The sequence below is a fragment of the Marinobacter sp. BSs20148 genome (assembly GCF_000283275.1).
Taxonomy (GTDB): domain Bacteria; phylum Pseudomonadota; class Gammaproteobacteria; order Pseudomonadales; family Oleiphilaceae; genus Marinobacter; species Marinobacter psychrophilus.
In genome coordinates, this window is sequence record NC_018268.1 from 2,680,776 (window position 1) to 2,700,887 (window position 20,112).

Sequence of the window (20,112 nt, forward strand, 5' to 3'; positions counted from 1 at the left end):
AACCGCCCTGTCATGACCTGCCAGGGCGGTTTCCACGGCTAGCTTTTAGCGCTTGCCAGACGGGCTTTCTCGCGCATCTGTTCCGGCTTCAGCAGGAAGTGCGCCAGCGCCGGCAACAGCCAGATAGAGCCAATCATGTTCCAGATGAACATAAAGAACAGCAGCAAGCCCATATCGGCCTGGAATTTGATGGGGGAGAAAATCCAGGTAACCACACCAAGGCCTAGGGTAATGCCGGTGAATATCACCGCCTTACCGGTGGAGCGCAGGGTTTCAAAGTAAGCTTCCTGCAAGGATTTACCTTCCAGCAGAAATTTCTCCAGCTTGCTGTAAATGTAGATACCGTAGTCCACACCTATGCCCACACCTAGTGCTATCACCGGCAAGGTGGCCACTTTGATGCCAATGCCGCTCATGGCCATGATGGCTTCCGCCAGCACAGAGGTAAGCCCCAGCGGAACCACAATGCAAAGCACTGCCCGCCAGGAACGGAAGGTGGCAAAGCACAGCAGGCTGACCACACCATAGACGAACACCAGCATCCAGTCTTTGGCTTTCGCGATGACGTCGTTGGTGGCCGCTTCTACCCCGGCGTTACCCGCCGCCAGCAGGAAAGTATGGTCTTCGTTACTGTTGTTGGCAGCGAAAACTTCCACCGCGTTCACCACAGTTTTCAGGGTTTCGGCTTTGTGATCTTCCAGAAACACCAACGTGGGCGTAAGGCTGCAATCGGTGTTGATCAACCCGGATGGCGCGTCACGAATCGAAGCGTTAATGATGGTTTGGTTGCGGGAAATGGCATACCAGTTCCAGTTACCTTCGTTCAGCGCTTTGGTGACGACCTTCGACACGTCCGCCAGCGAGACGGTGGATTGCACACCCGGGGTGTTTTGTAACTCCCACTGCAAGGTGTCCATGGCTCGCAACACGTTGTACTGGGTGCACTGTTCGACCGGGGTTTTCACCATAACCACCAGCACGTCAGCACTGGTGGAATAGTTATCGATAATGAAAGCGTTGTCTGTGTTGTAGCGAGAATCGGCACGCAATTCCGGGGCGCCTTGGTCTAAATCCCCTACTTTCAGGTCTTGCTTGAGGTAGACACCAACGCCCAGGCCCAACAGTGCAATCAGCACGGATATAGGCGCGGCTTTTGGGCTGGCAAACGCTGACAGGCGACGCCATTTTCGATCGGTTTCTTCACCCTGTTTTTGCACGTGGCGAATACCACCGGCGGTAATGCCAATGTACGACATAAGCAGCGGGTGCAGAACCAGGTTAGTGATGATCACGATAGCCACGCCCAAGCCTGCGGCTACGGCCAGGTCTTTGATGACGTCGATATCGATAAACAGCAGCGTTAAGAAGCCGAAGGCGTCGGAAATCAGCGCCAGCATGCCGGGAATGTAAAGACCCCGAAACGCCAGGCGAGCGGCGTTGAGCGGATCAAAACCGCGGGCGGCTTCTACCGCCATGGCGTTCACCAGCTGCACCCCGTGGCTTATGCCAATGGCAAACACCAGAAACGGCACCAGCACCGAATACGGGTCTAACCCGTAACCCAGTATTTTTAGCGCCCCTAACTGCCAGAATACCGCCACAATGGACGTCAGCACCGGCACCAGAGTGCCGGCGATGCAGCGGGAGTACCAGAACAGCAACAGCGTGGTCAAAGCAATGGTGATGCCGGCAAACCAGGCAATCGCACCAATACCTTCAATCAGGTCGCCGACTTTTTTGGCGAAGCCGACGATGTGAATACTGACGTTCGGATTCTGAGCCTGATACTTGTCCCGAATCTTCTCTTCTAGCTCGCGGGAAAAAGCAGCGTAGTTCAGCGGTTCACCGGTTTGCGGGTCGTTTTCGTAAAGCGGTGCGTACACGATGGTAGAGCGGAAGTTGTCGGATATCAGGCGCCCCACTTCACTTGAACGCAATACGTTCTGGCGCAACTGCTCCAGGCTTTCAGCAGAGCTGCCGTCGTAATTGTCCGGAATTATGGTGCCGCCCTGGAAGCCCTGCTCGGTGACTTCTACCCAGCGCACGTTGGGGGTCCATAGGGATTTCAGACCGCTGCGATCAACACCGCTGAGATAGAACACTTCGTCGGTGATCTGGCGCAGAGTTTCCATATACTCTTCGGTAAAAATATCACTGCCGTCTTTTGTAGCCACGGCAATGCGCACGAAGTTACCCAGGTTCTCTAAATCATCCCGGTGTTCCAGCATGTTCACGATGTACGGATGTTCTAGGGGAATCATCCGCTCGAAGCTGGCATCGGGCTGAATTTTAACCGCGTTGTAGCCCAGAAATGCGGTCAGCACCGCGAACAGAACCAGTATAGTGACGCGATTGTTGAAAATCAGCCGTTCCAGAAAGGGCTCGGCTTTGGGTGTAGTGAGGTAGTGTTCGCCTCTGGCATGCTTTGGATTTGTCATTCAACCGCCCCTTGTTCTTCCATACCTGCGTCGCCTTCCACTAGAACTACGCCGCCCTCACCCACCAGCAGCAGGCTCTGCGTGCCATTCACCACAACACCCATCAAGCCCAGGCGATCGGCTCGCAGGGTTTCCCTGAACTCGTCATTGGCGCTGTCGCGAATCACCAAGGTGCCGTTGTTCCCCACCAACACCAGGCGTTCGCCAGCGCTGGCGCCATCATTCAAGGTGGTGCTGGAGCCAGTTTGTAAGCGTTCCCAACTTAAGCCGTTATCGGTTGTGTGCATCACTGTGCCACGCAAGCCAAAGGCAAGAGCTTCACCGCTATTGCCAGTACCTGTCACGCCAAACAGCGAGCCTTCGTAGCCGCTATCGCGGCGTTCCCAGGTAATGCCGTTGTCTTCAGACACGTGAATTTGCCCGGCTTCGCCAGCAATCACCAGCGCGCCACCACTAATTTTGGTGATGGCATTGAGGTGAAATTTGTCGGCATTGTCCAGTTTTCGCGCCCAGTCCTGCCATTGATTGCCACCATCATCGGTGTGAAAAATCATGCCATAGGCGCCAATCACAAAGCCGTGGTCTGCATCTTCAAACCACACGTCCAGAAACGGGTTCACCGGCCCTACCGACAAATCTGCCTGCATGTTTTCGAGGCCAAACACCAGGTCGTCCAGTGCCCATTCCAGATCGCCGACGTCGTCTTCGGCCGCAGTTTCAAGGCGCTGTTCCGTAGCCTCGATTTCCTGCTGTATACCGGCAATGGCCAGATTGGCGGCCTGAATGCCGGTCATCTGCAGGGTCCAGTTAGACCCGCTGTCGCTGCTGTGCAGCACCGCGCCACTGTGCCCCACGGCCCAGCCGTGACTGGCCGAGCCAAAATCGACCCCGGTAAGGGTGACCGACACCGGCACGCTGGCTTGGGTCCATTTTGCGCCGCCGTCATCGGAGTAAATGATGTGACCGCGTTCGCCGACGGCTACCAAACGCTCGCTGCCGCCTGCACGCGCAACATCGTTGAGCAAACTGACCGTGGCCAGTTCGGTGCTGCGAGCGGGTGTTTCCAGTAAGTCAGCGACGGCGAATGCCGTTGAGGGGGTTAAAACACAAAGCGCAGCCAAGCTGATGGCTGCAGCAAATCCCGGGCAGGCGCAGATGGAACGCCTGTTGCGTATGGCCATTCGATTTCCTATTGCTGATGTTGTTGTAATTGATGTGCGCAAAGCGCCGCAATAGGTTGAGTGTAGTGCATTTCTAGCGAGTTGCTATCGCCCGAAAGTGCGATTTTTATGGTGAAGCGGGGGATTTGAGGGAAACAGTGGAGACGGACTTGTAAAGCGGGGACATAAAAATGGGGACGGATTTGAAATCCGTCCCCTGGGTGAAATCTATTCCCTTGTGCTAGAACAATTAGTCCGCCAGGCTTTTGTACACTACTTCGTACAAATCCCCGGACAGGTTTTCTTTGTCGCGAATCTGCATTAGCGCTGCTTGCATCTGCTGGCTGTACTCGGGGGCAAATTTGCGCCAGCGGGTCAGCGGGCTCACGAGCCGCGCGGCAATTTGCGGGTTGCTATCGTCTAGTTTGCAGACTTGGTCGGCCAGGAACTGGTAGCCAGAACCGTCCGGATTGTGGAAGTTCACCAGGTTCTGGCCAGCGAAGGCGCCGATCACCGCGCGGATTTTGTTGGGGTTTTTCCAATCAAACGCCGGGTGTTCCAGCAACGCGTGAATGTGTGACAGCTGCCCGGTCCGACGGCTAGCCGCCTGCACCGAGAACCACTGTTCCACTACTTGGGGGTCGTGCTGAAAGGTCTGGTAAAAATCGTTCAAGCTAGCCGCACGATCGTCGTCGTAACCGGAGTTCACAAACGCCTTCAGGGCGCCCATGCGGTCGGTCATGTTGTCGGCGTCGCGATACTGACCTAAACCGAGGGAGCGGCCTTCTTCGTCATTAATAAGCAGCAGCCAGGCCAGCGCGGTGTTGCGCAGGCTGCGACGGGCAACGGCTTCGGGGCCAAGTTGGTAAGGGCCGCTGTCGATGTTGCGGCGGTAGCAGGCCACAAGTTCGTCGCGCAAGGCAATCGCCAGATGCTTCAACACCCGGCGGCGGGCCCGGTGAATAGCAGGCACGTCGGCGCCATCCGTCAGTTCGGCCAGATAAGCCACCGTCGGCAGCACCAGCATTTTTGCCACCAACGCCTGATCCAGGTCGGCATCGCTGATCAGGTGGCGGAAAGCGCCTACCAGGCGAGCATCTACGGTGACGTCTTTTGGCGCGCCAATCATCTGCTGGATAACGTCTATGGCCAGGCGCTGGCCCGCGTCCCAGCGGTTGAAGCCGTCTGAGTCGTGGTTCATCAGGAACAGCAGTTGTTCGCGGGTCCACGGATAGCTCACCCGCACCGGTGCTGAAAAATGCCGCAGCAGGGATGGCACCGGGCGTTCGCTGAGGCCGTGAAATTCAAAACTGTGGCTGGCTTCAGTGAGTTCCAGCACGCGCTCTTGCGGGGCGTCGGCTTTGGCCAATTCCTCGGCACTTAACGCCAGCGCCAAAGCTTCACCGCGGCTACCTAACAGGCCCAGAGCAAAAGGAATGTGCTGAGGCTGTTTGTCGGTTTGGCCCGGGGTGTCTGGCAGGGTTTGTTTGATGTGCAGGTGATAAACGCCGGCGCTTTCATCGTATTCGTCACTGATCGCCAACTGCGGCGTACCGGCTTGCTCGTACCACAAGCGGAACTGGCCAAGATCGCGACCTGAAGCGTCTTCCATGGCTTTTACAAAGTCATCTGTGGTGACGGCCTGGCCGTCGTGGCGTTCAAAGTACAGATCACTGCCTTTGCGGAACAGATCCGGCCCTAGCAGGGTGTGAATCATCCGCACCACTTCGGCGCCCTTTACATAAATGGTCAGGGTGTAGAAGTTGGTAATTTCCATATAAGACGCCGGGCGCACCGAGTGAGCCATGGGGCCTGCGTCTTCGGCAAACTGGGCGGTACGCAGCACAGTGGCACTTTCAATACGTTTGACCGTGGCCGAGCCCATGTCCCCAGAGAACTGAGTGTCGCGGAACACGGTAAAGCCTTCTTTCAAGCTGAGCTGGAACCAGTCACGGCAGGTAACCCGGTTGCCGGACCAGTTGTGAAAATATTCATGGGCGACAATGGATTCAATGCGCTCGAAAGCCATATCCGTCGCTGTTTCCTGGCTGGCCAGAACGCACGAGGAGTTGAATATATTCAAGCCCTTATTTTCCATGGCGCCCATGTTGAAATCATCAACTGCAACGATCATGAAAATGTCGAGGTCGTACTCGCGGCCATAGGTTTGTTCGTCCCAAGCCATGGCGCGCTTCAGGGAGTCCAGCGCGTACTCGCATTTTTCAGAGTTGCGCGGCTCTACGTACATGCGCAGGTCTACCTTGCGGCCGCTCATGGTGGTAAAGCTATCCTGCTTTTCCAACAGGTCACCGGCGACCAGAGCAAACAAATAGGCTGGTTTCGGGAACGGATCTTCCCAGGTCACGAAGTGGCGGCCATCGCTCAGGTCGCCCTGCTCGACGGGGTTGCCGTTCGACAACAGCACCGGATAGGCGGTTTTGTCCGCTTCGATGCGGGTACTGAAGCGGGCCATCACGTCTGGACGGTCCGGGAAATAAGTGATGCAGCGGAAACCTTCAGCTTCGCACTGGGTACAGAACATGGCAGCGGATTTGTACAGGCCTTCCAGACGGGTGTTGTTCTGCGGCTCTATCCAGGTGACTACTTGCAGAGTGAAGTGTTGCGGCACCTGGTTAACAGTCAACAGCTCGTCGCTGACGCTGTAGTTGCTCGTGGCCACAGCCTCGCCGTTCAATACCAGACTTTCCAATTTCAGGCTGTCGCCGTGAAGTTGCAGGGGCGCGCCAGTTTCCTGGCTTTCCTGGCAATCGGGGTTACGGCGAAAAGCCAAGGTGCTGTGTACCCGTGCGCCGTCTTCAAACAGTTCAAACCGCAGGTCGGCGGTGTCCACCAGATAGGCGGGCACCTTGTAATCGCTCAGGTAAATGGTTTGCGGCTGATTGCTAGGCATTGCTGTCTCCCGTGTTCGCCGGTGCGCAGAAGCGGACTTGATAACCGGTGTATTTGCGAATGTTGATCACGCCCGTGTCCAGAATCAGGTACTGGCCTTTTACGCCTTGCAGTACGCCCGACACGCGGGGTGTTTTGTCCAGATTGTGCGATGTTACTTTTTGTGGCCAAACGTCTACCGGGTAGCTTAAACCCAGAGACGGTTCCTGCACCGCGCGGATGCTGTCTGCGCCGTGTTCTGCGCGCAGGGCGTCCAGTTCTTCGGCCACCAGGGCCAGCAGTTTGTCGCGTTCTGCAGCCAGGTTTAGCTCGGTGGTTTCGCCTTTCAACATGGTACGCCAATTGGTGCGATCTGCCACGTGGGCTTTGCAGGCTACTTCCACAAAACCGGACAACTGACGGGTGGCAACGCGCAACATGGGAATGGCGTCTACTGCGCCTTGGTCAATCCAGCGAGTAGGCACTTGGGTGCCGCGGGTAATGCCGACTTTTAAACCCGACGAGTTGGCCAGGTAGACCACGTGCTCGACCATGCAGTTGGCTTGACCCCACTCGGGTTCGCGGCACGTGCCCAGGTGAAAATGACACTTTTCCGGGCTCATGATGCAGCTGTCGCAGGATGCCAGCTTGCGCATGCAGGGAAAACAGAAACCTTGGCTGAAGCTTTTTTTGGTGACGCGGTCGCAGTTCATGCAGCGGATAATGCCGTTAAACTCAATACTGATGGGCTGGCCAATCAGTTCGTTCAGTGCGACATGCTCATCACCCAGGCGCAGTTCGTATTGCACTGGATTGCCGATAGAGTGCCCAGCACTGGCGGGCATTTTGCGCAGGCGGCCGCTAACGTCCACCGGATTTACGGGTGCTTGGTTCAAACCTTTACCTCGGTGTATTGCTCGGAGCCGTCGCTGCTCTCATCTAAAGAACCATTTGCAGCGTCATTTTTAACAGCGTTTTTAGCGGCTTTTTTCTGCATGCGCACAGTGGGGTCGCAATCGGTACCGGCTTTGGCACCGCGGTCAATGTAACCCGTGCGCTCTTCTTCCGGCATGTTGTGGGTGTTTTCGTAGTGAATCACCGCTTCCAGGCTGATGGAGCGTTGCTCTCGGCTAACTATGCGGCCATCGGGCCATTTACCCAGTTCAATAGACTGACGCAGGCTGCGGTAGACGTTCGGATCTAACCGTTCAATTAATTCTTCGTATGTCATGACACAGACCTCCTGAAACAAGCTTTAAAAAAGACTATCAATAACCTTTGACATATGCGAACGATAACGATTATTATTTATTCACCAAATGGCATCAAGCAACACGGTCGTTCATTTGGCGTCTCTCTCATCAGAGCTATAACGCTCTCTTAATGCCCCACCTTTTGGTGGGGTTTTTTTATGCTTTTCGCCTGCCCGGCGGTGACAAAACTACAGCGACTATTAAACCTGCCACAAAACCACCCAGGTGGGCTTCGTTGGCCATGTTGCCCATGCCCAGCATATTGGGCAGCGGGGTAAAGCCGAGGACCATCCACGCCAAGGCGAAGGTGATCAGCGCCGGCGGGAACTGGAATCTGGGCAGCCGCCGCTGGCTTAGCCAGCAATAGCCCATAATGGCGTAGACCACCCCCGACAAACCGCCAAACAGCGGGCCGGTAACCAGATATTGCAGGCCATTCGACAGCAAGCTGGCCACCAACGCCAACACCAGCAGCCGGGTGCGGCCGTCTATAAATTCGACCTGACTACCCAGAAACCACAACATCACCGAATTGAAGATGATGTGGGGCCAGCTAAAGTGCAGGAAATCTGGCGTAATCAGGCGCCACACCTGCCCTTTCGACAGGGTATCCAGTAACGCGTTCAGACGGTCAGCCAGACTGAACCATTCGTACTGGCGCGGGTCGATGACCATCAAGCCGGTAGCCAATTCATTGCGGCTCATGGAGGTTAGCCACACCGTAACCACCGCAATCACGATGAGGCTGATTACCACCGGTGCATGACCGGGGGACGGTTGCCAGCGGCCGTTGACGATGGGAGAACGGCGGCCGAGTTTTATCTGTTGATCGTCCATTAGCGTGTCAAACTGTCTTCGCTGGTGGGGTAATTGCGCTGGTCTATGTTGCTAGGCCATTGCACATCTACCCATACGAATTTATCCGGCGACAAGACTCTTTCGCCGTCCATACGATAAGCCGCCAGCTTGCCGTATTTCACCGCGCTGTAGTCAACGCAGGCCACATTGGACTTTAGCTGTGACGGTTTACCGTCCATCCAATAATGGCCCACAAACACCGCGGGCGCATCCAGCGGATAGCTTAATAGCTGGCGGTGTTCATCCGGCGTCAGCACATGCACGGCCACGTCTGCGGGCAAGGGGTCGGGCTGGAACACCACGTCGGCGTAGGTGTGTGGATCGTCTGCCCAGAACTTGGTGCGGAAAAACTTGCGTACAAATCCGTCACTGCCGGTAATTGCGACACCTTCCGGCAAGCGCAAATCGGTGCCGCGCAGCAGGGTGTCCATCACTTCGCCGGGGAAAGAATCATTCACCGACGAGGCGTGCAGAAAATCTTCGGTAATGCAGCCGTCAGGGTGTTCCTGGCGGAATCGGCTAATCAGGCCATCGTCCCAGCAGGCGTGCACGGCGCGGAAATGTTCGTCTTCTATAAACAGCGGGATGGTGTAAAACCACGCCAGGAAGTCTTTCCACTCGCCGGGGTGCGCCTCGAACTGCTCCAGAGTCTCTTTGATCAGGCGGTTGTGGCGGGGTATGTGCTCACGCAGGTAAGTATTGCCGCTGCCTGGGCGGGCACGGGTACAGTAACCCAGGGCGTTGTATTCGTGGTTACCCATCACAATGCGGGCTGAGCCACGCTCAACCATGTCGCGCACCAGGTGCAGCGCTTCGCGGATACGCGGGCCACGGTCGATAATGTCGCCGATAAAGATGGCCTGTCGGCGTTTGTGCTCGTACACGCCTTTCACCTTGGCATAACCCATCCGTTGCAAAAGGCTTTCCAAGGTAAGCGAACAGCCGTGAATATCGCCAATAATGTCGTAGCCGCGGCAGGGATTGCTGGACGGTGTGGCCATGTTCAACTCGCTGTTGTGTTGCTAGCCCAGCCAAGTTTATCTCGGCAGGTGGCGTAAAAGTTGTGATCGGTTGGGTGAATCAGACGAATTTTGAACGGTTTTTTACTGATCCGAATGATGTCACCCGGCGCGCAGGCAATGTTCATCTGGCCGTCAAAACTGACCTGCGGGTAGGCTTCGTTTGTTTCGCCAATCACCAGTTTTATTTCGCTGCGACCGTCCACCACGATGGGGCGGCTGCTGAGCGTGTGCGGAAACATAGGCACCAGCACAATGGCATCCAGCTTGGGATGCATAATGGGGCCACCGGCGGACAAGGAATAAGCTGTGGAGCCGGTAGGCGTGGCGACAATAAGGCCATCGGAGCGCTGGGCGTACACGAAGTGGCCATCAATAAACAGGTCAAAGGCGATCATGCGGGTGGATTTGCCCGGGTGCAGTACCACATCGTTCAGCGCCGTGCCAAAGCCCAGGGGTTTACCGTTGCGCTCTACGTGGCCGTCCAACAGAAAGCGGTGCTCAACAATGTATTCGCCCTTAAGCACTTTGCTCAGGCGCTCTTCCAGATCGCTGGGGGAGATATCGGTCAAAAAACCCAGGCGGCCGCGATTGACGCCCAACAAGGGTATTTTGGACTTGGCCAGTTCACGGGCAGCACCCAGCAAGCTGCCGTCGCCGCCGACAACAATCACCAAATCGCAAATTTCACCCAGCAGCTTTTTACTGGCGACCTGCTGGCCGTGGCCGGGAAGTATGCTGGCCGTGTCTTCTTCCAAAATTACCTGATAATTATTGGCGACCAGATATTGTTTGAGCTGGCGCAGGGTTTCAACCACCTTGACGCTGCCCATGCGGCCAATAACACCAATGTTGCGGAATTGCTCCATGGAATTTCCTGTTGTTCTGCCGGGTTGCCATTCTAAAGCTGGCAACCCGCTAGTACCAGCTTGCAAACTGGCGTTTCGGTATTGGCAGTTTGAGCGTGCCAGTTTGAGAATGCCAGTTTGAAAATACACGACAATAAAAAACGGGCGCCAAGCGCCCGTTAAAAACTTCTGATGCTGAGGCTGGGCCTTTACAGCTCGGCGGCTAAGTAGCAGCCCTGGTTGATGGCGCGTTTGGCGTCTAGCTCCGCTGCCACGTCGGCACCTCCAATCAGATGCGTTGAAACATTGGCAGCTTCCAGTTCTGCCTGAAGCTCGCGCATTGGGTCTTGGCCTGTGCAGATGATGATGGTGTCCACCGGCAACAGCTTGTCTTCGCCCTTCTCCGCATGCTTGGCAGTAACGGTGATGTGCAGACCTTCGTCGTCAATCTTGCGATAGGTGACGCCTGGGATCATCTGTACTTCACGATGTTTGAGTGATGTACGGTGAATCCAGCCCGTTGTCTTACCCAGGTTCTTACCAATTTTCGAGGTTTTGCGCTGTAGCAGATACACCTGGCGCGCCGGCTCTGGCAGCTGGGCTTTTACGCCCTTCACACCACCACGATGCTGGCCACTGAAATCTACACCCCACTCTTTCATGAATTCGTCAGTATCCAGCGCGGCGGAAGCGCCCTGATGGGTAATGAACTCGGACACGTCAAAACCGATTCCGCCAGCGCCGATCACCGCAACCCGCTTGCCTACGGGCTTGCGATTTTTCAACGCATCCAGATAGCTGATAACACTGGGGTGTTCAATGCCCTCGATGTCTGGCATGCGCGGCTGAACGCCGGTGGCCAGTATGACTTCATCATAACCGCCAGCAATCAGGTCCTTGGCGCTAACGCGGGTGTTCAGGCGCACGTCTGCATTGTGTTTTTTCAACATGACGCCGTAATAGCGCAAGGTTTCGTAGAACTCTTCCTTGCCGGGAATCAGTTTGGCAATATTGAACTGACCGCCAATTTCCTCAGCCGAGTCAAACAAGGTGACCCTATGGCCACGCTCGGCAGCCACTGACGCGGCCGCCATACCTGCCGGGCCCGCGCCTACCACCGCGATGTTTTTTGGGTTGGCAGTTTTCACGTAATTCAGTTCAGTTTCGTGACAAGCCCTTGGGTTAACCAGGCAACTGGTCAGCTTGTTGCTGAAGGTATGATCCAGACAGGCCTGATTGCAGCCGATGCAGGTGTTGATTTCCTGAGAGCGATCTTCGGCGGCTTTTTGTACCAGTTCGGCATCGGCCAGGAAGGGCCGCGCCATGGACACCATGTCGGCGTCGCCTTCAGCCAGAATTTTTTCAGCCACTTCCGGCATGTTGATGCGGTTGGTGGTAATCAGCGGAATGCTGACTTCGCTCTTCAGCCGCGCAGTGACTTTGGAAAAGGCGCCACGGGGCACAGATGTCGCAATCGTGGGTATGCGCGCTTCGTGCCAGCCAATGCCAGTGTTGATCAGGGTAGCGCCGGCTTTTTCGATCTCTTTCGCCAACTGCACCACTTCTTCCCAGGTGCTGCCGTCTTCAATCAGGTCCAACATCGACAGGCGATAAATCAAAATGAAGTTCGGCCCTACCCGTTCGCGCACACGGCGCACAATTTCGACAGGCAGGCGAATGCGGTTTTCGTAGCTACCGCCCCATTGATCCGTGCGCTGGTTGGTGTGAGCCACAATAAACTGATTGATGAAGTAGCCTTCAGAACCCATGATTTCGACGCCGTCGTAGCCGGCTTTTTGGGCCAGCTGCGCGCACACAGCGTAGTCTTCGATCTGTTTTTCAATACCGGCTTCGTCCAGCTCTTTGGGAGTAAACGGATTAATAGGCGCCTGAATGGCAGACGGCCCCACCAACGCCGGTGAGTATGCGTAACGACCGGCGTGCAGGATCTGCATGCAGATTTTACCATCGGCCTGGTGCACGGCATCGGTGATAACCTGGTGTTGTTTAACTTCGTCGTCGGTGGTCATTTTTGCAGCGTGCTGGAATACGCCGCCTTCTTCGTTGGGCGCAATACCGCCGGTGACAATCAGAGCCACGCCGCCACGGGCGCGCTCAGAGTAAAACACGGCCAGGCGTTCAAAGCCGTTTTTGGCCTCTTCGAGGCCGGTATGCATAGAGCCCATCAACGCGCGGTTGCGCAGCTTGGTAAAACCCAGGTCCAATGGTTCTAACAAGTGGGGGTATTTGCTCAGCCCCGGCGTAGCCGCTGCGTTAGGATTGGTGGCGGTCGTCATAGTCATGCATCTTCCTCGTCATCAGGCTTATGTTTTTTGTATAAGCTACCCTTGTGTTCGCAGTTCAACAATATCCTAAGGGTACAATTTGCTATCCTTGAATGACTTTAAGAAGACCACTGTGTGGCTCTTTGAAAAGCGCGCTAAGCGACACTCGACAAAATCGGTTAAGTAGATCTCTAAACACTCTCTTTTTAATAGCTTGAACCAATGCTGACAACAAAGACTACCAAGCCCAAACCAGCTTACGCCCTAGGTGACATAAGCGTGCTCTACGCTGCGGTGCTGTTGCGTGCCGCCGCTGCAGAAGGCGCAGACGCCGCGGGGCTGGCGCATCGATTTCGGCTAGACGCACAAACCCTGGAGTCGGCCGAGGCACGTATCAGCATTCCCCACTACATGCGCTTGGGCCATGCCACCATTACCGAAACCGGCAACCGCGCTCTGGGTTTACGTATGGGGGCGCTGTCAAGACCTGTAGATGCAGGTTTGGCGGGGTTGGCTGGCGAGTGCGCAGCCAGCGCCGGTGTCGGTCTGAGCACACTGATTCGCTATGCACTGCTCACCAGCCAAAACAGCCGCGGTTTACCCGAGGTACAAAGTGCAGCTCGCAAGGCGGTGTTCTATTCCATTCGCCCCTATAACGACTACAACTGCTTTGTTGTGGATTCGGTTCTGGCGGCCTGGACCCAGTTTTTACGAACCCTGACCGGCGATTATGGCGTGCTGGAAAAAGTGCAGATTGAGTACCCGTCTCAGGGGATGGACGAGCTGTATGAAAGCTGGTTCCGCTGCCCGGTGCAGTTCGACGCCGCTGAAAACAGCTTGGTGGTAAAAGCCGACACATGGCAACAAGCCCCGCGCCAAGCCCAACCGGCCATGCACGGCGCAATGGTTCGGCAATGTGAGCAGCAATTACAGCAAGTGCAACGGGGCTGGACGCTTCAACAACAAGTGCAATACTGCTTAACACCGCTGTTTCAGGGCGAAACCCCGGCTTTGGGCACCGTCGCCGCAAAACTGGGCCTGACGCCATGGACCCTGCAAAGGCGACTGGCCGCCGAAGGCATAAAGTATAAAGATTTAGTCGACAACACCCGCCAGCAACTTGCCGCGGACTACCTGCGCGAAACCCGCCTGTCGCTGGCTGAGGTGTCGTGGCTGCTGGGCTTTGCGAATCCAGCGGCTTTTCATAAGGCTTACAAGCGCTGGTTTTTGGTGAGTCCCGGAGAACACCGAAAGTGGCTGACTGGCCGGGGGCAAGCAAGTCGGGGGCCAGACCGGGGACAGATTTGAAATCTGTCCCCATTAAATCCGCCCCTGTGCTTCCCCGTTCGTTATCAGTCTGGATTGGTCGCCAGAATCTTTTTCAGAAAGTCCTGTGTGCGGGGGTCTTGCGGGTTCGAGAAGATCTCGCTGGGTGGCCCCTGTTCCACAATTCTGCCGCCATCGATAAAAATCACCCGGTCAGCGACATCTCGGGCAAAGGACATTTCGTGGGTGACCACCATCATGGTCTGGCGCTCCGATGCCAGTTGTTTCATGAGCCCCAGCACTTCTTCCACCCATTCTGGATCAAGAGATGAGGTGGGCTCGTCAAACAGGATGACGTCAGCTCCGGTGGCCATGGCACGGCCAATACCCACCCGTTGCTGCTGGCCACCGGACATCGAGGCAGGGTAGGCATCTGCTTTGTCCGCCAGGCCGATACGTTCGAGAATCTCCCGCGCGCGCTGGTAAGCCTTTTGTTTTGGCCACTTGTCGACCACCACCAACCGTTCAGCAACGTTTTCCAGTGCGGTTTTGTTAGCAAACAAAGCGTAATTTTGAAACACAAAAGCCGTTCGACGGCGTAGTGAGAGGATCTCCGCCCGGCTTGCCCGGTTCACATCCACCGTAAGGTCGCCGACGGTGATTTCCCCCGCCGTGGGGTGTTCCAGAAAATTAACACAGCGCAGAAGCGTGGATTTACCCGTTCCCGATGGACCAATAATGACAATGATCTCGCCCTTCTTGATGGTCAGATCAATACCGTCGAGAACAACATTCTTGCCGAAGTGTTTACTGAGAGATTTAAGTTCAATCATCGGCTGTAGGCCTTATTCAGGCGAATTTCCAGGTACTTTTGCAATTGTGAGAGTATCTCGACCACGATCCAGTACATAACAGCGGCGACGATGAATGCCTCAAAATACAGAAAACTGCCAGAGGCTTCTTTCTGGGTCGCCCCCATCAGTTCGGTGACCCCGAGGGTAAACGCCAACGAAGTAGCCTTGATCATATCGATGAAGTAGTTCATCAGTGTGGGCAGGGCAACCCGGGTGGCCTGAGGCAGGATAATGCGCCGCATCAGCTGACTATTGGTCATGCCAATCGAGAGCGCGGCCTCGGTCTGGCTGCGATCCACCCCGATGATGGCGGCGCGGATCGATTCCGCCATGTACGCTGAAAAGTGCAGAGTCAGGCCCATGATGGTCGCGGTGACGCCGTCTATCACGGTTAACACACTGAACAATTGTGGCAGCCCGTAATAGAACAAAAACAACTGGACCAGCAGCGGCGTGCCCCGGAAAAACGAGATGAACACGATGGTCAATTGATTGAGTACCGGGATGCCCAGCACCCGCACAACTGCGAACACACAGGCAAGAATCAATGCCATTACCATCGCAGCCCCCGCCAGTTGCAGGGTAAGGGGCAGATAGCCAAGCAGAACAGGTACCAGCCCGAGCATGTACTCTACGTTCAGAACGTCCATAGGGTGTCAGGCCTTGTGGTGCCTATCATGGCTGGGTGATGTCAGTGCCAAACCATTTTTTGGAAATGGATGCCAGGGTGCCGTCTTCCCGCAGCTTTTTCAGGGCCTGATTGACCTCGTCTCGCAGAGCTCGCCCTGTTTCTGTGTCTTGGAACGGATAGGCATTGGTGATTTGTGAGAAGGCTTTACCGGCCAGTGCCAGCGGCAGGGGTTTGTCTTTGATGATCTGGCTGGCGCTGACTCGATCCATCACAAAGGCATCCACCCGGCCCAGGGCGGTGTCGCGCTCAATATTGCTCTCGTAGGTTTTGATGTTGATCTGATCGGCGTAAGGCAGTTCACGCAACAGTGATTCGAAATTAGAGCCGAGGTTCACCGCGACCGTTTTGCCTTTGAGGTCCTCGACACCCTGAACCTCGGTGTTGCCTTGCTTGACCACCACTTGGGCACCGTCGTAAACGTAGGGTTCACTGAAAATATACGCCTGTTGCCGTTCTTCGGTGATGGTGATCTGATTGGCGACGGTGTCGATACGTCCGGTCCCCAGCAGACCAAACAGCCCCGAGAAATTCGCAGTCTGGAAGATAATCTCCCGCCCCATCTCTTTGCCCAGGGCGTTCATGATATCTACCTCAAAGCCTTTGAGTTCGTCTTGCTCCACGAAGGTAAACGGAAAGTATTGCCCGGACATGCCCACTTTGATTGGGTTTTCTTGGGCCAGCAACTGGGGGCTGACAGCGAGCGATAAAACCATGAGTGTGTTGATTAGCAAAAATTTCATAGTGTCTCCTGAGCGTTTGTGAGCTTTTAGGAAAATGACCAACCGGGCCTGAGCTTAATTTGAGTGCCTGGGATCATTTGTCTCTATTTCTGATCACTCATTTTAGAATATTGGGTAAATTATGAAGGTCCGCCAAATCCAAGAGCCAGGGAGAGTGAACTCGATACCTGGATTGAAAGACGTTTTGTGGGACAAACTATACGTTGAATGATCGCTCAAAAATAGACGTAGTTAGGTTGCTGAGCAATCCAGACCTCTTCTTGATGGTCTGGTCAAAGCTTTCGGCATGATTACAGGGCCACACGCGGTCACGGCTGAATCCCAGCAGGTGCGTGAAGCTTTTGAAAAAATTACAGGAACTGGTGCTGGCAAACAGTTTCGATAAGGATGAGACTGCGGTGTTGTAGCAAGCGATAGACGTGGAGATGTCAACTCGAGACAGATTTGAAATCTGTCCCCTGGTGCCCCGCTCGATCGGCAGCTAAAGCGTTAGGGAGTCTTTGTAAATACCATCAACAATGCGTTTGAGAGATTCGATGAGGAGATACCTTCCGGGGCCTCAGCTGAGCAGTCAAAACCTGGTGCCACATCGACACCCAAGAGCGCCAACACAGGTTAGTTTTGACAACCGCAATTACAACTCTACCGCATCATTCACGCCTTCATCGTCGTCGTATTCTTCCGCGCGGATTTCAAGCAGTTCTTCTTGGTAGTCGTTCATTTTTATGCTCCATTCTCTGTTTTTTACAGCATGGGGCGTGATTATTACCGGCTGATGACAACAAACGGGAGTCAGATTATTGATATGGCTCAGAGCGCAGCAGACTCATCGCTTTGCGCTTTTCGGTAAATACATGCCAGGCCCAATAACGACAACCCCAATCCCATAAACGCCGCCACCCGCCAGAAACCTTCAAGACCTGACATGTCTATGAGGAAAATTTTCCCGATCACCACACCCAGCAACGCTATACCGGTTTTATAAACCAGCGCCTGATGACTCTGCGCCGAACTGCGTGTGGAATAGATAATAGCGGCGATCGCGTACAGCATGCCGACCACCGAATAAGTGTACAGCTCGCCCTCGCTGATTCCAGACCACAGGACCATATCGCTGCCCTGCCAGAGCTGCCGGATTTCCAAAGCGGTGAACACAAGAAAGCCCGCCGCAGCGGCGCACAACGACCATAACCTGGGCGCAGTACTTGGAAACCGGCTAATAACCAAGGCCAGAAGCACCGGGCCACCGAAGGCTGGGAGCAGCATATTGAAAATAGGCGTAGCGCTGATAATCCTGGCGTTGGTTTGCGAGGGCCGCGTGGTGTTCGTGCAACATGGCGTAAGCTGGTTTTTTGAAGGTGTAGTCTTTCATCACCACGGCCGAGGCTTTTACGCGTTCTTCGGAGCGCAAGCGAAATACGGCAGGTTGCCGGCTACTGCCGCCCGCTTTGGAGCTGTATTCCGCGTTCTTGCAAAAGCGCGCTGGCAATGGACTCTGTGGTCTGGCCCTGAAAAATACGACTGTTGTACATCAATTCAAAGCGCCACAGAGGCGACTGCAGCACGATTTCATAACGGGTTCGGTGATGGCCGTTGTCACCAATGACAAATTCGCTGACTACGCCGGTAACGCGCCGCAAAGGCTCGTTATGCTGCCATATCACCAGGTCAACCGATTGTTCAAGAACACTGCCGGGGTCAATATCAGAATCGGTGCTGGCCAACTGCCGACGACCGAAAAATAGCTGTGACAGGCTTTCTGTTAGCTCAAAGCCAACAACGGAGAATGTTTCTGAGGGAAACTCACCAACTTGTGAGGTGAACTTCAATCCATTTGCCTTAGGCATATCTTCAGTCCTTGAAGGTATGTGTTTGGGAAATGATGCTCTATCTTCGCCATGCTGCGCTGCGTGTCGCAAATTGTGCAGATGGGGACGGATTTGAAATCCGTCCCTGGGAAACGACGTCTGTCCTTTAACGAAAAAATCCCAGATTGTTTCCAATCTGGGATTTTTAAATTTGGCGGAGCGGACGGGACTCGAACCCGCGACCCCCGGCGTGACAGGCCGGTATTCTAACCAACTGAACTACCGCTCCAAGCTGAAACCGTGTGTGCAATCTTTTCGGATTGCTCGGTGACAACGAGGGCGAATTATAGAGACACCCCACTTTATGTCAACGGTTTTTATGAATATTTTTTATTTTTTGGCATCTAAGCTTCTGGCAACGCTGCCACAAAGCCTGCTCAATCAGCTTCGGGCCGGGCAACAACCGCTACCGGCAGCGTGAAGTAAAAACGGGTGCCACCGTCTATCGGACGCTCAAAACCAATCTCACCACCTTGGGCGTGAATCAGCGATTGACAGGTGGTCAAGCCGATGCCCATGCCTTCACTTTTGGTGGTGTAGAACGGCAGGAACAGCTTTTCCTCGGCGTCATCTTGCAGACCAATGCCATGGTCACGCACCTCGATGCGCACGAAGCCCTGTGCGGTGAGTGTTGCGCTCACCTCCACCGGTACCGCGGAATCAACACTGCGGGTAGCCTCCAGGCCGTTACGGATCAGATTAAGGGCTACCTGCTGAACCTGAATCGGATCTGCCAGCACATCGGGCAGGTTTGGGGCCAGAGTCAGCTCTATTCCGCCCTCGTTATTACGCATGTCGACTTCCGCGAACTGGCGGGTATCTTCAAGCAAAGCGGCGATAGCGACAATTTCTTTGCCGGTGGCTGGCTTTTTCATAAACCGGCGGATACGACGAATGATCTCACTGGCTCGGTGCGACTGTGCCTCTACTTTGTCCATGGTCTGCTGCAGCAGCACTAAATCCGGCTCTGCTTTGCCCACCAGGCGTTTGGCCACGCGGGCGTAATTGGTAATAGCGGTCAGCGGCTGGTTCACTTCGTGGGCAAAACCTGCGGCCATTTCGCCCATGGTGGTCATGCGCGAGGTATGAGCAAGCTGGTCGCGCTGGTCCTGCACCGTGGCACGGGCTTCTTCCAGCGCCTGTTCGTTAGCCAATTCTTCGGTAATGTCGCGGAACACTACAACAGCGCCGTGCAACTCGTCAGCATCCTGCTTGGGCGAGGACCGATATTTTGCGCGAAATGCCGACCGGTCTACGCGCAACATCTGAATATCGCGCTGTGCTTCTGCAATGCCGTGGCGACAGGTGGCCTGAACCGGCAGGGGGTCCTCGCTATCGCCCATCGCTGCAAAATGCAGATCAAAAAAACATTGGCCAATCAGCTCTGCCACCGGAGCGTTCATAATCTGGCCGGCGGCGGGATTAGCAAATTCAATGATGCCGTTTTCGTCGAGGCCGTAAATGCCCTCGCTGATGGCGTTAAGAATACGGGACTGATCGCTTTGTAATTCACGGTTGCGCGCTTGAAGTTCGCGCTCGAGGCGAATAACCCGGGCGTGGGTTTTTACCCTCGCAATCACTTCTTGTGACTGAAACGGTTTGGAAATGTAGTCGGCGCCACCCAGCGAAAAACCTCTTACCTTAGCGCTCAGGTCATCAAGGGCTGACAAGAAAACCACCGCACAATCGGCGGTGGCCGGGTCAGTTTTCAAGCGACGGCAAACTTCATAGCCATCCATTTCCGGCATCATGATGTCCAGCAGAATGACTTCTGGCTGATGACAATGGGCCAGTTCCAGCGCTTTCCCGCCTCCGTTGGCGATCAGCAGCCGATAGCCTTTGTCTTTCAAAGTCTCATACAGCACTTTCAGGTTCTGGGGATTGTCATCCACTAGCAGAACCGTTACCTCACGGTTGTCGATGACGGTATCAGTCATATGCAA

The 20,112-nt window shown here is 55.0% G+C and carries 17 protein-coding genes and 1 tRNA gene; 1 reads left to right on the plus strand and 17 read right to left on the minus strand.

The window, feature by feature from the left end; translation table 11 throughout:
• Positions 1 to 38 precede the first annotated feature (38 nt).
• The 9 genes from MRBBS_RS12160 to MRBBS_RS12200 form a co-directional block, all read right to left on the minus strand.
• On the minus strand, positions 39 to 2,438 hold the full coding sequence (locus tag MRBBS_RS12160) for an efflux RND transporter permease subunit (protein ID WP_014871819.1): 2,400 nt from the start codon (positions 2,436 to 2,438) through the stop codon (positions 39 to 41).
• Positions 2,435 to 3,619 (minus strand): WD40/YVTN/BNR-like repeat-containing protein, encoded by a 1,185-nt coding sequence (locus tag MRBBS_RS12165; RefSeq protein WP_014871820.1) that lies wholly within the window; start codon positions 3,617 to 3,619, stop codon positions 2,435 to 2,437. Before MRBBS_RS12165 ends, MRBBS_RS12160 begins: the two co-directional genes overlap by 4 nt.
• 229 nt (positions 3,620 to 3,848) lie before the next feature.
• On the minus strand, positions 3,849 to 6,509 hold the full coding sequence (gene pepN / locus MRBBS_RS12170; RefSeq protein WP_014871821.1) for an aminopeptidase N: 2,661 nt from the start codon (positions 6,507 to 6,509) through the stop codon (positions 3,849 to 3,851).
• On the minus strand, positions 6,502 to 7,383 hold the full coding sequence (locus tag MRBBS_RS12175) for a DUF2797 domain-containing protein (RefSeq protein WP_014871822.1): 882 nt from the start codon (positions 7,381 to 7,383) through the stop codon (positions 6,502 to 6,504). Before MRBBS_RS12175 ends, pepN begins: the two co-directional genes overlap by 8 nt.
• Entirely contained in the window at positions 7,380 to 7,718 is a 339-nt protein-coding gene (locus MRBBS_RS12180; RefSeq protein ID WP_014871823.1) for a YeaC family protein, read from the minus strand. Before MRBBS_RS12180 ends, MRBBS_RS12175 begins: the two co-directional genes overlap by 4 nt.
• 178 nt (positions 7,719 to 7,896) lie before the next feature.
• Entirely contained in the window at positions 7,897 to 8,577 is a 681-nt protein-coding gene (locus tag MRBBS_RS12185) for a rhomboid family intramembrane serine protease (protein WP_014871824.1), read from the minus strand.
• Positions 8,577 to 9,599, minus strand: a complete 1,023-nt coding sequence (locus tag MRBBS_RS12190; protein WP_014871825.1) for a metallophosphoesterase — start codon at positions 9,597 to 9,599, stop codon at positions 8,577 to 8,579. Before MRBBS_RS12190 ends, MRBBS_RS12185 begins: the two co-directional genes overlap by 1 nt.
• Positions 9,600 to 9,601: 2 nt before the next feature.
• Entirely contained in the window at positions 9,602 to 10,486 is an 885-nt protein-coding gene (locus MRBBS_RS12195) for an NAD(+) kinase (RefSeq protein ID WP_014871826.1), read from the minus strand.
• A 188-nt stretch (positions 10,487 to 10,674) separates the two neighbouring features.
• Positions 10,675 to 12,768: an NADPH-dependent 2,4-dienoyl-CoA reductase gene (locus MRBBS_RS12200; protein WP_014871827.1), complete on the minus strand. Its 2,094-nt coding sequence runs from the start codon at positions 12,766 to 12,768 to the stop codon at positions 10,675 to 10,677.
• Positions 12,769 to 12,972: 204 nt separating this feature from the next.
• Here MRBBS_RS12200 and MRBBS_RS12205 point away from each other — a divergent pair, with 204 nt between their 5' ends.
• The gene (locus MRBBS_RS12205) at positions 12,973 to 14,058 is read left to right on the plus strand and encodes an AraC family transcriptional regulator (RefSeq protein ID WP_041635278.1); all 1,086 of its coding nucleotides are present in this window, start codon (positions 12,973 to 12,975) and stop codon (positions 14,056 to 14,058) included.
• A 44-nt stretch (positions 14,059 to 14,102) separates the two neighbouring features.
• On the opposite strand, the gene MRBBS_RS12210 is transcribed toward MRBBS_RS12205, so the two are convergent.
• The 8 genes from MRBBS_RS12210 to MRBBS_RS12245 all read right to left on the minus strand — a co-directional run bounded on the left by MRBBS_RS12210 (position 14,103) and on the right by MRBBS_RS12245 (position 20,106).
• Positions 14,103 to 14,849, minus strand: a complete 747-nt coding sequence (locus tag MRBBS_RS12210) for an amino acid ABC transporter ATP-binding protein (RefSeq protein WP_014871829.1) — start codon at positions 14,847 to 14,849, stop codon at positions 14,103 to 14,105.
• Positions 14,846 to 15,520, minus strand: a complete 675-nt coding sequence (locus MRBBS_RS12215; RefSeq protein ID WP_014871830.1) for an amino acid ABC transporter permease — start codon at positions 15,518 to 15,520, stop codon at positions 14,846 to 14,848. Before MRBBS_RS12215 ends, MRBBS_RS12210 begins: the two co-directional genes overlap by 4 nt.
• Before the next feature lie 25 nt (positions 15,521 to 15,545).
• Positions 15,546 to 16,301 carry an amino acid ABC transporter substrate-binding protein gene (locus MRBBS_RS12220; protein WP_014871831.1) on the minus strand — a complete coding sequence of 252 codons (756 nt, stop codon included), beginning with the start codon at positions 16,299 to 16,301 and terminating at the stop codon, positions 15,546 to 15,548.
• Positions 16,302 to 17,111: 810 nt separating this feature from the next.
• On the minus strand, positions 17,112 to 17,567 hold the full coding sequence (locus MRBBS_RS12225) for a DUF2339 domain-containing protein (protein WP_264640661.1): 456 nt from the start codon (positions 17,565 to 17,567) through the stop codon (positions 17,112 to 17,114).
• A complete protein-coding gene (locus tag MRBBS_RS20495) occupies positions 17,518 to 17,790 on the minus strand; it encodes a hypothetical protein (protein WP_413540179.1) in 273 nt (90 codons plus the stop codon). The genes MRBBS_RS12225 and MRBBS_RS20495 overlap by 50 nt, the downstream gene beginning before the upstream one ends.
• Entirely contained in the window at positions 17,735 to 18,148 is a 414-nt protein-coding gene (locus MRBBS_RS12235) for a contractile injection system protein, VgrG/Pvc8 family (protein WP_014871835.1), read from the minus strand. The genes MRBBS_RS20495 and MRBBS_RS12235 overlap by 56 nt, the downstream gene beginning before the upstream one ends.
• Positions 18,149 to 18,321: 173 nt before the next feature.
• A tRNA-Asp gene (locus tag MRBBS_RS12240) sits at positions 18,322 to 18,398 on the minus strand.
• 148 nt (positions 18,399 to 18,546) lie between these two features.
• Positions 18,547 to 20,106, minus strand: coding sequence for a response regulator (locus MRBBS_RS12245; protein WP_014871837.1), 1,560 nt, complete (start codon positions 20,104 to 20,106; stop codon positions 18,547 to 18,549).
• Positions 20,107 to 20,112 lie beyond the last annotated feature (6 nt).

Coding starts and splice junctions, on each gene's coding strand:
- MRBBS_RS12160 (WP_014871819.1), bottom strand. CDS start 2,438: ATGACAAATCCAAAGCATGCCAGAGGCGAACACTACCTCACTACACCC.
- MRBBS_RS12165 (WP_014871820.1), bottom strand. CDS start 3,619: ATGGCCATACGCAACAGGCGTTCCATCTGCGCCTGCCCGGGATTTGCT.
- pepN (WP_014871821.1), bottom strand. CDS start 6,509: ATGCCTAGCAATCAGCCGCAAACCATTTACCTGAGCGATTACAAGGTG.
- MRBBS_RS12180 (WP_014871823.1), bottom strand. CDS start 7,718: ATGACATACGAAGAATTAATTGAACGGTTAGATCCGAACGTCTACCGC.
- MRBBS_RS12185 (WP_014871824.1), bottom strand. CDS start 8,577: ATGGACGATCAACAGATAAAACTCGGCCGCCGTTCTCCCATCGTCAAC.
- MRBBS_RS12190 (WP_014871825.1), bottom strand. CDS start 9,599: ATGGCCACACCGTCCAGCAATCCCTGCCGCGGCTACGACATTATTGGC.
- MRBBS_RS12195 (WP_014871826.1), bottom strand. CDS start 10,486: ATGGAGCAATTCCGCAACATTGGTGTTATTGGCCGCATGGGCAGCGTC.
- MRBBS_RS12200 (WP_014871827.1), bottom strand. CDS start 12,768: ATGACTATGACGACCGCCACCAATCCTAACGCAGCGGCTACGCCGGGG.
- MRBBS_RS12205 (WP_041635278.1), top strand. CDS start 12,973: ATGCTGACAACAAAGACTACCAAGCCCAAACCAGCTTACGCCCTAGGT.
- MRBBS_RS12210 (WP_014871829.1), bottom strand. CDS start 14,849: ATGATTGAACTTAAATCTCTCAGTAAACACTTCGGCAAGAATGTTGTT.
- MRBBS_RS12215 (WP_014871830.1), bottom strand. CDS start 15,520: ATGGACGTTCTGAACGTAGAGTACATGCTCGGGCTGGTACCTGTTCTG.
- MRBBS_RS12220 (WP_014871831.1), bottom strand. CDS start 16,301: ATGAAATTTTTGCTAATCAACACACTCATGGTTTTATCGCTCGCTGTC.
- MRBBS_RS12225 (WP_264640661.1), bottom strand. CDS start 17,567: ATGCTGCTCCCAGCCTTCGGTGGCCCGGTGCTTCTGGCCTTGGTTATT.
- MRBBS_RS12235 (WP_014871835.1), bottom strand. CDS start 18,148: ATGCCTAAGGCAAATGGATTGAAGTTCACCTCACAAGTTGGTGAGTTT.
- MRBBS_RS12245 (WP_014871837.1), bottom strand. CDS start 20,106: ATGACTGATACCGTCATCGACAACCGTGAGGTAACGGTTCTGCTAGTG.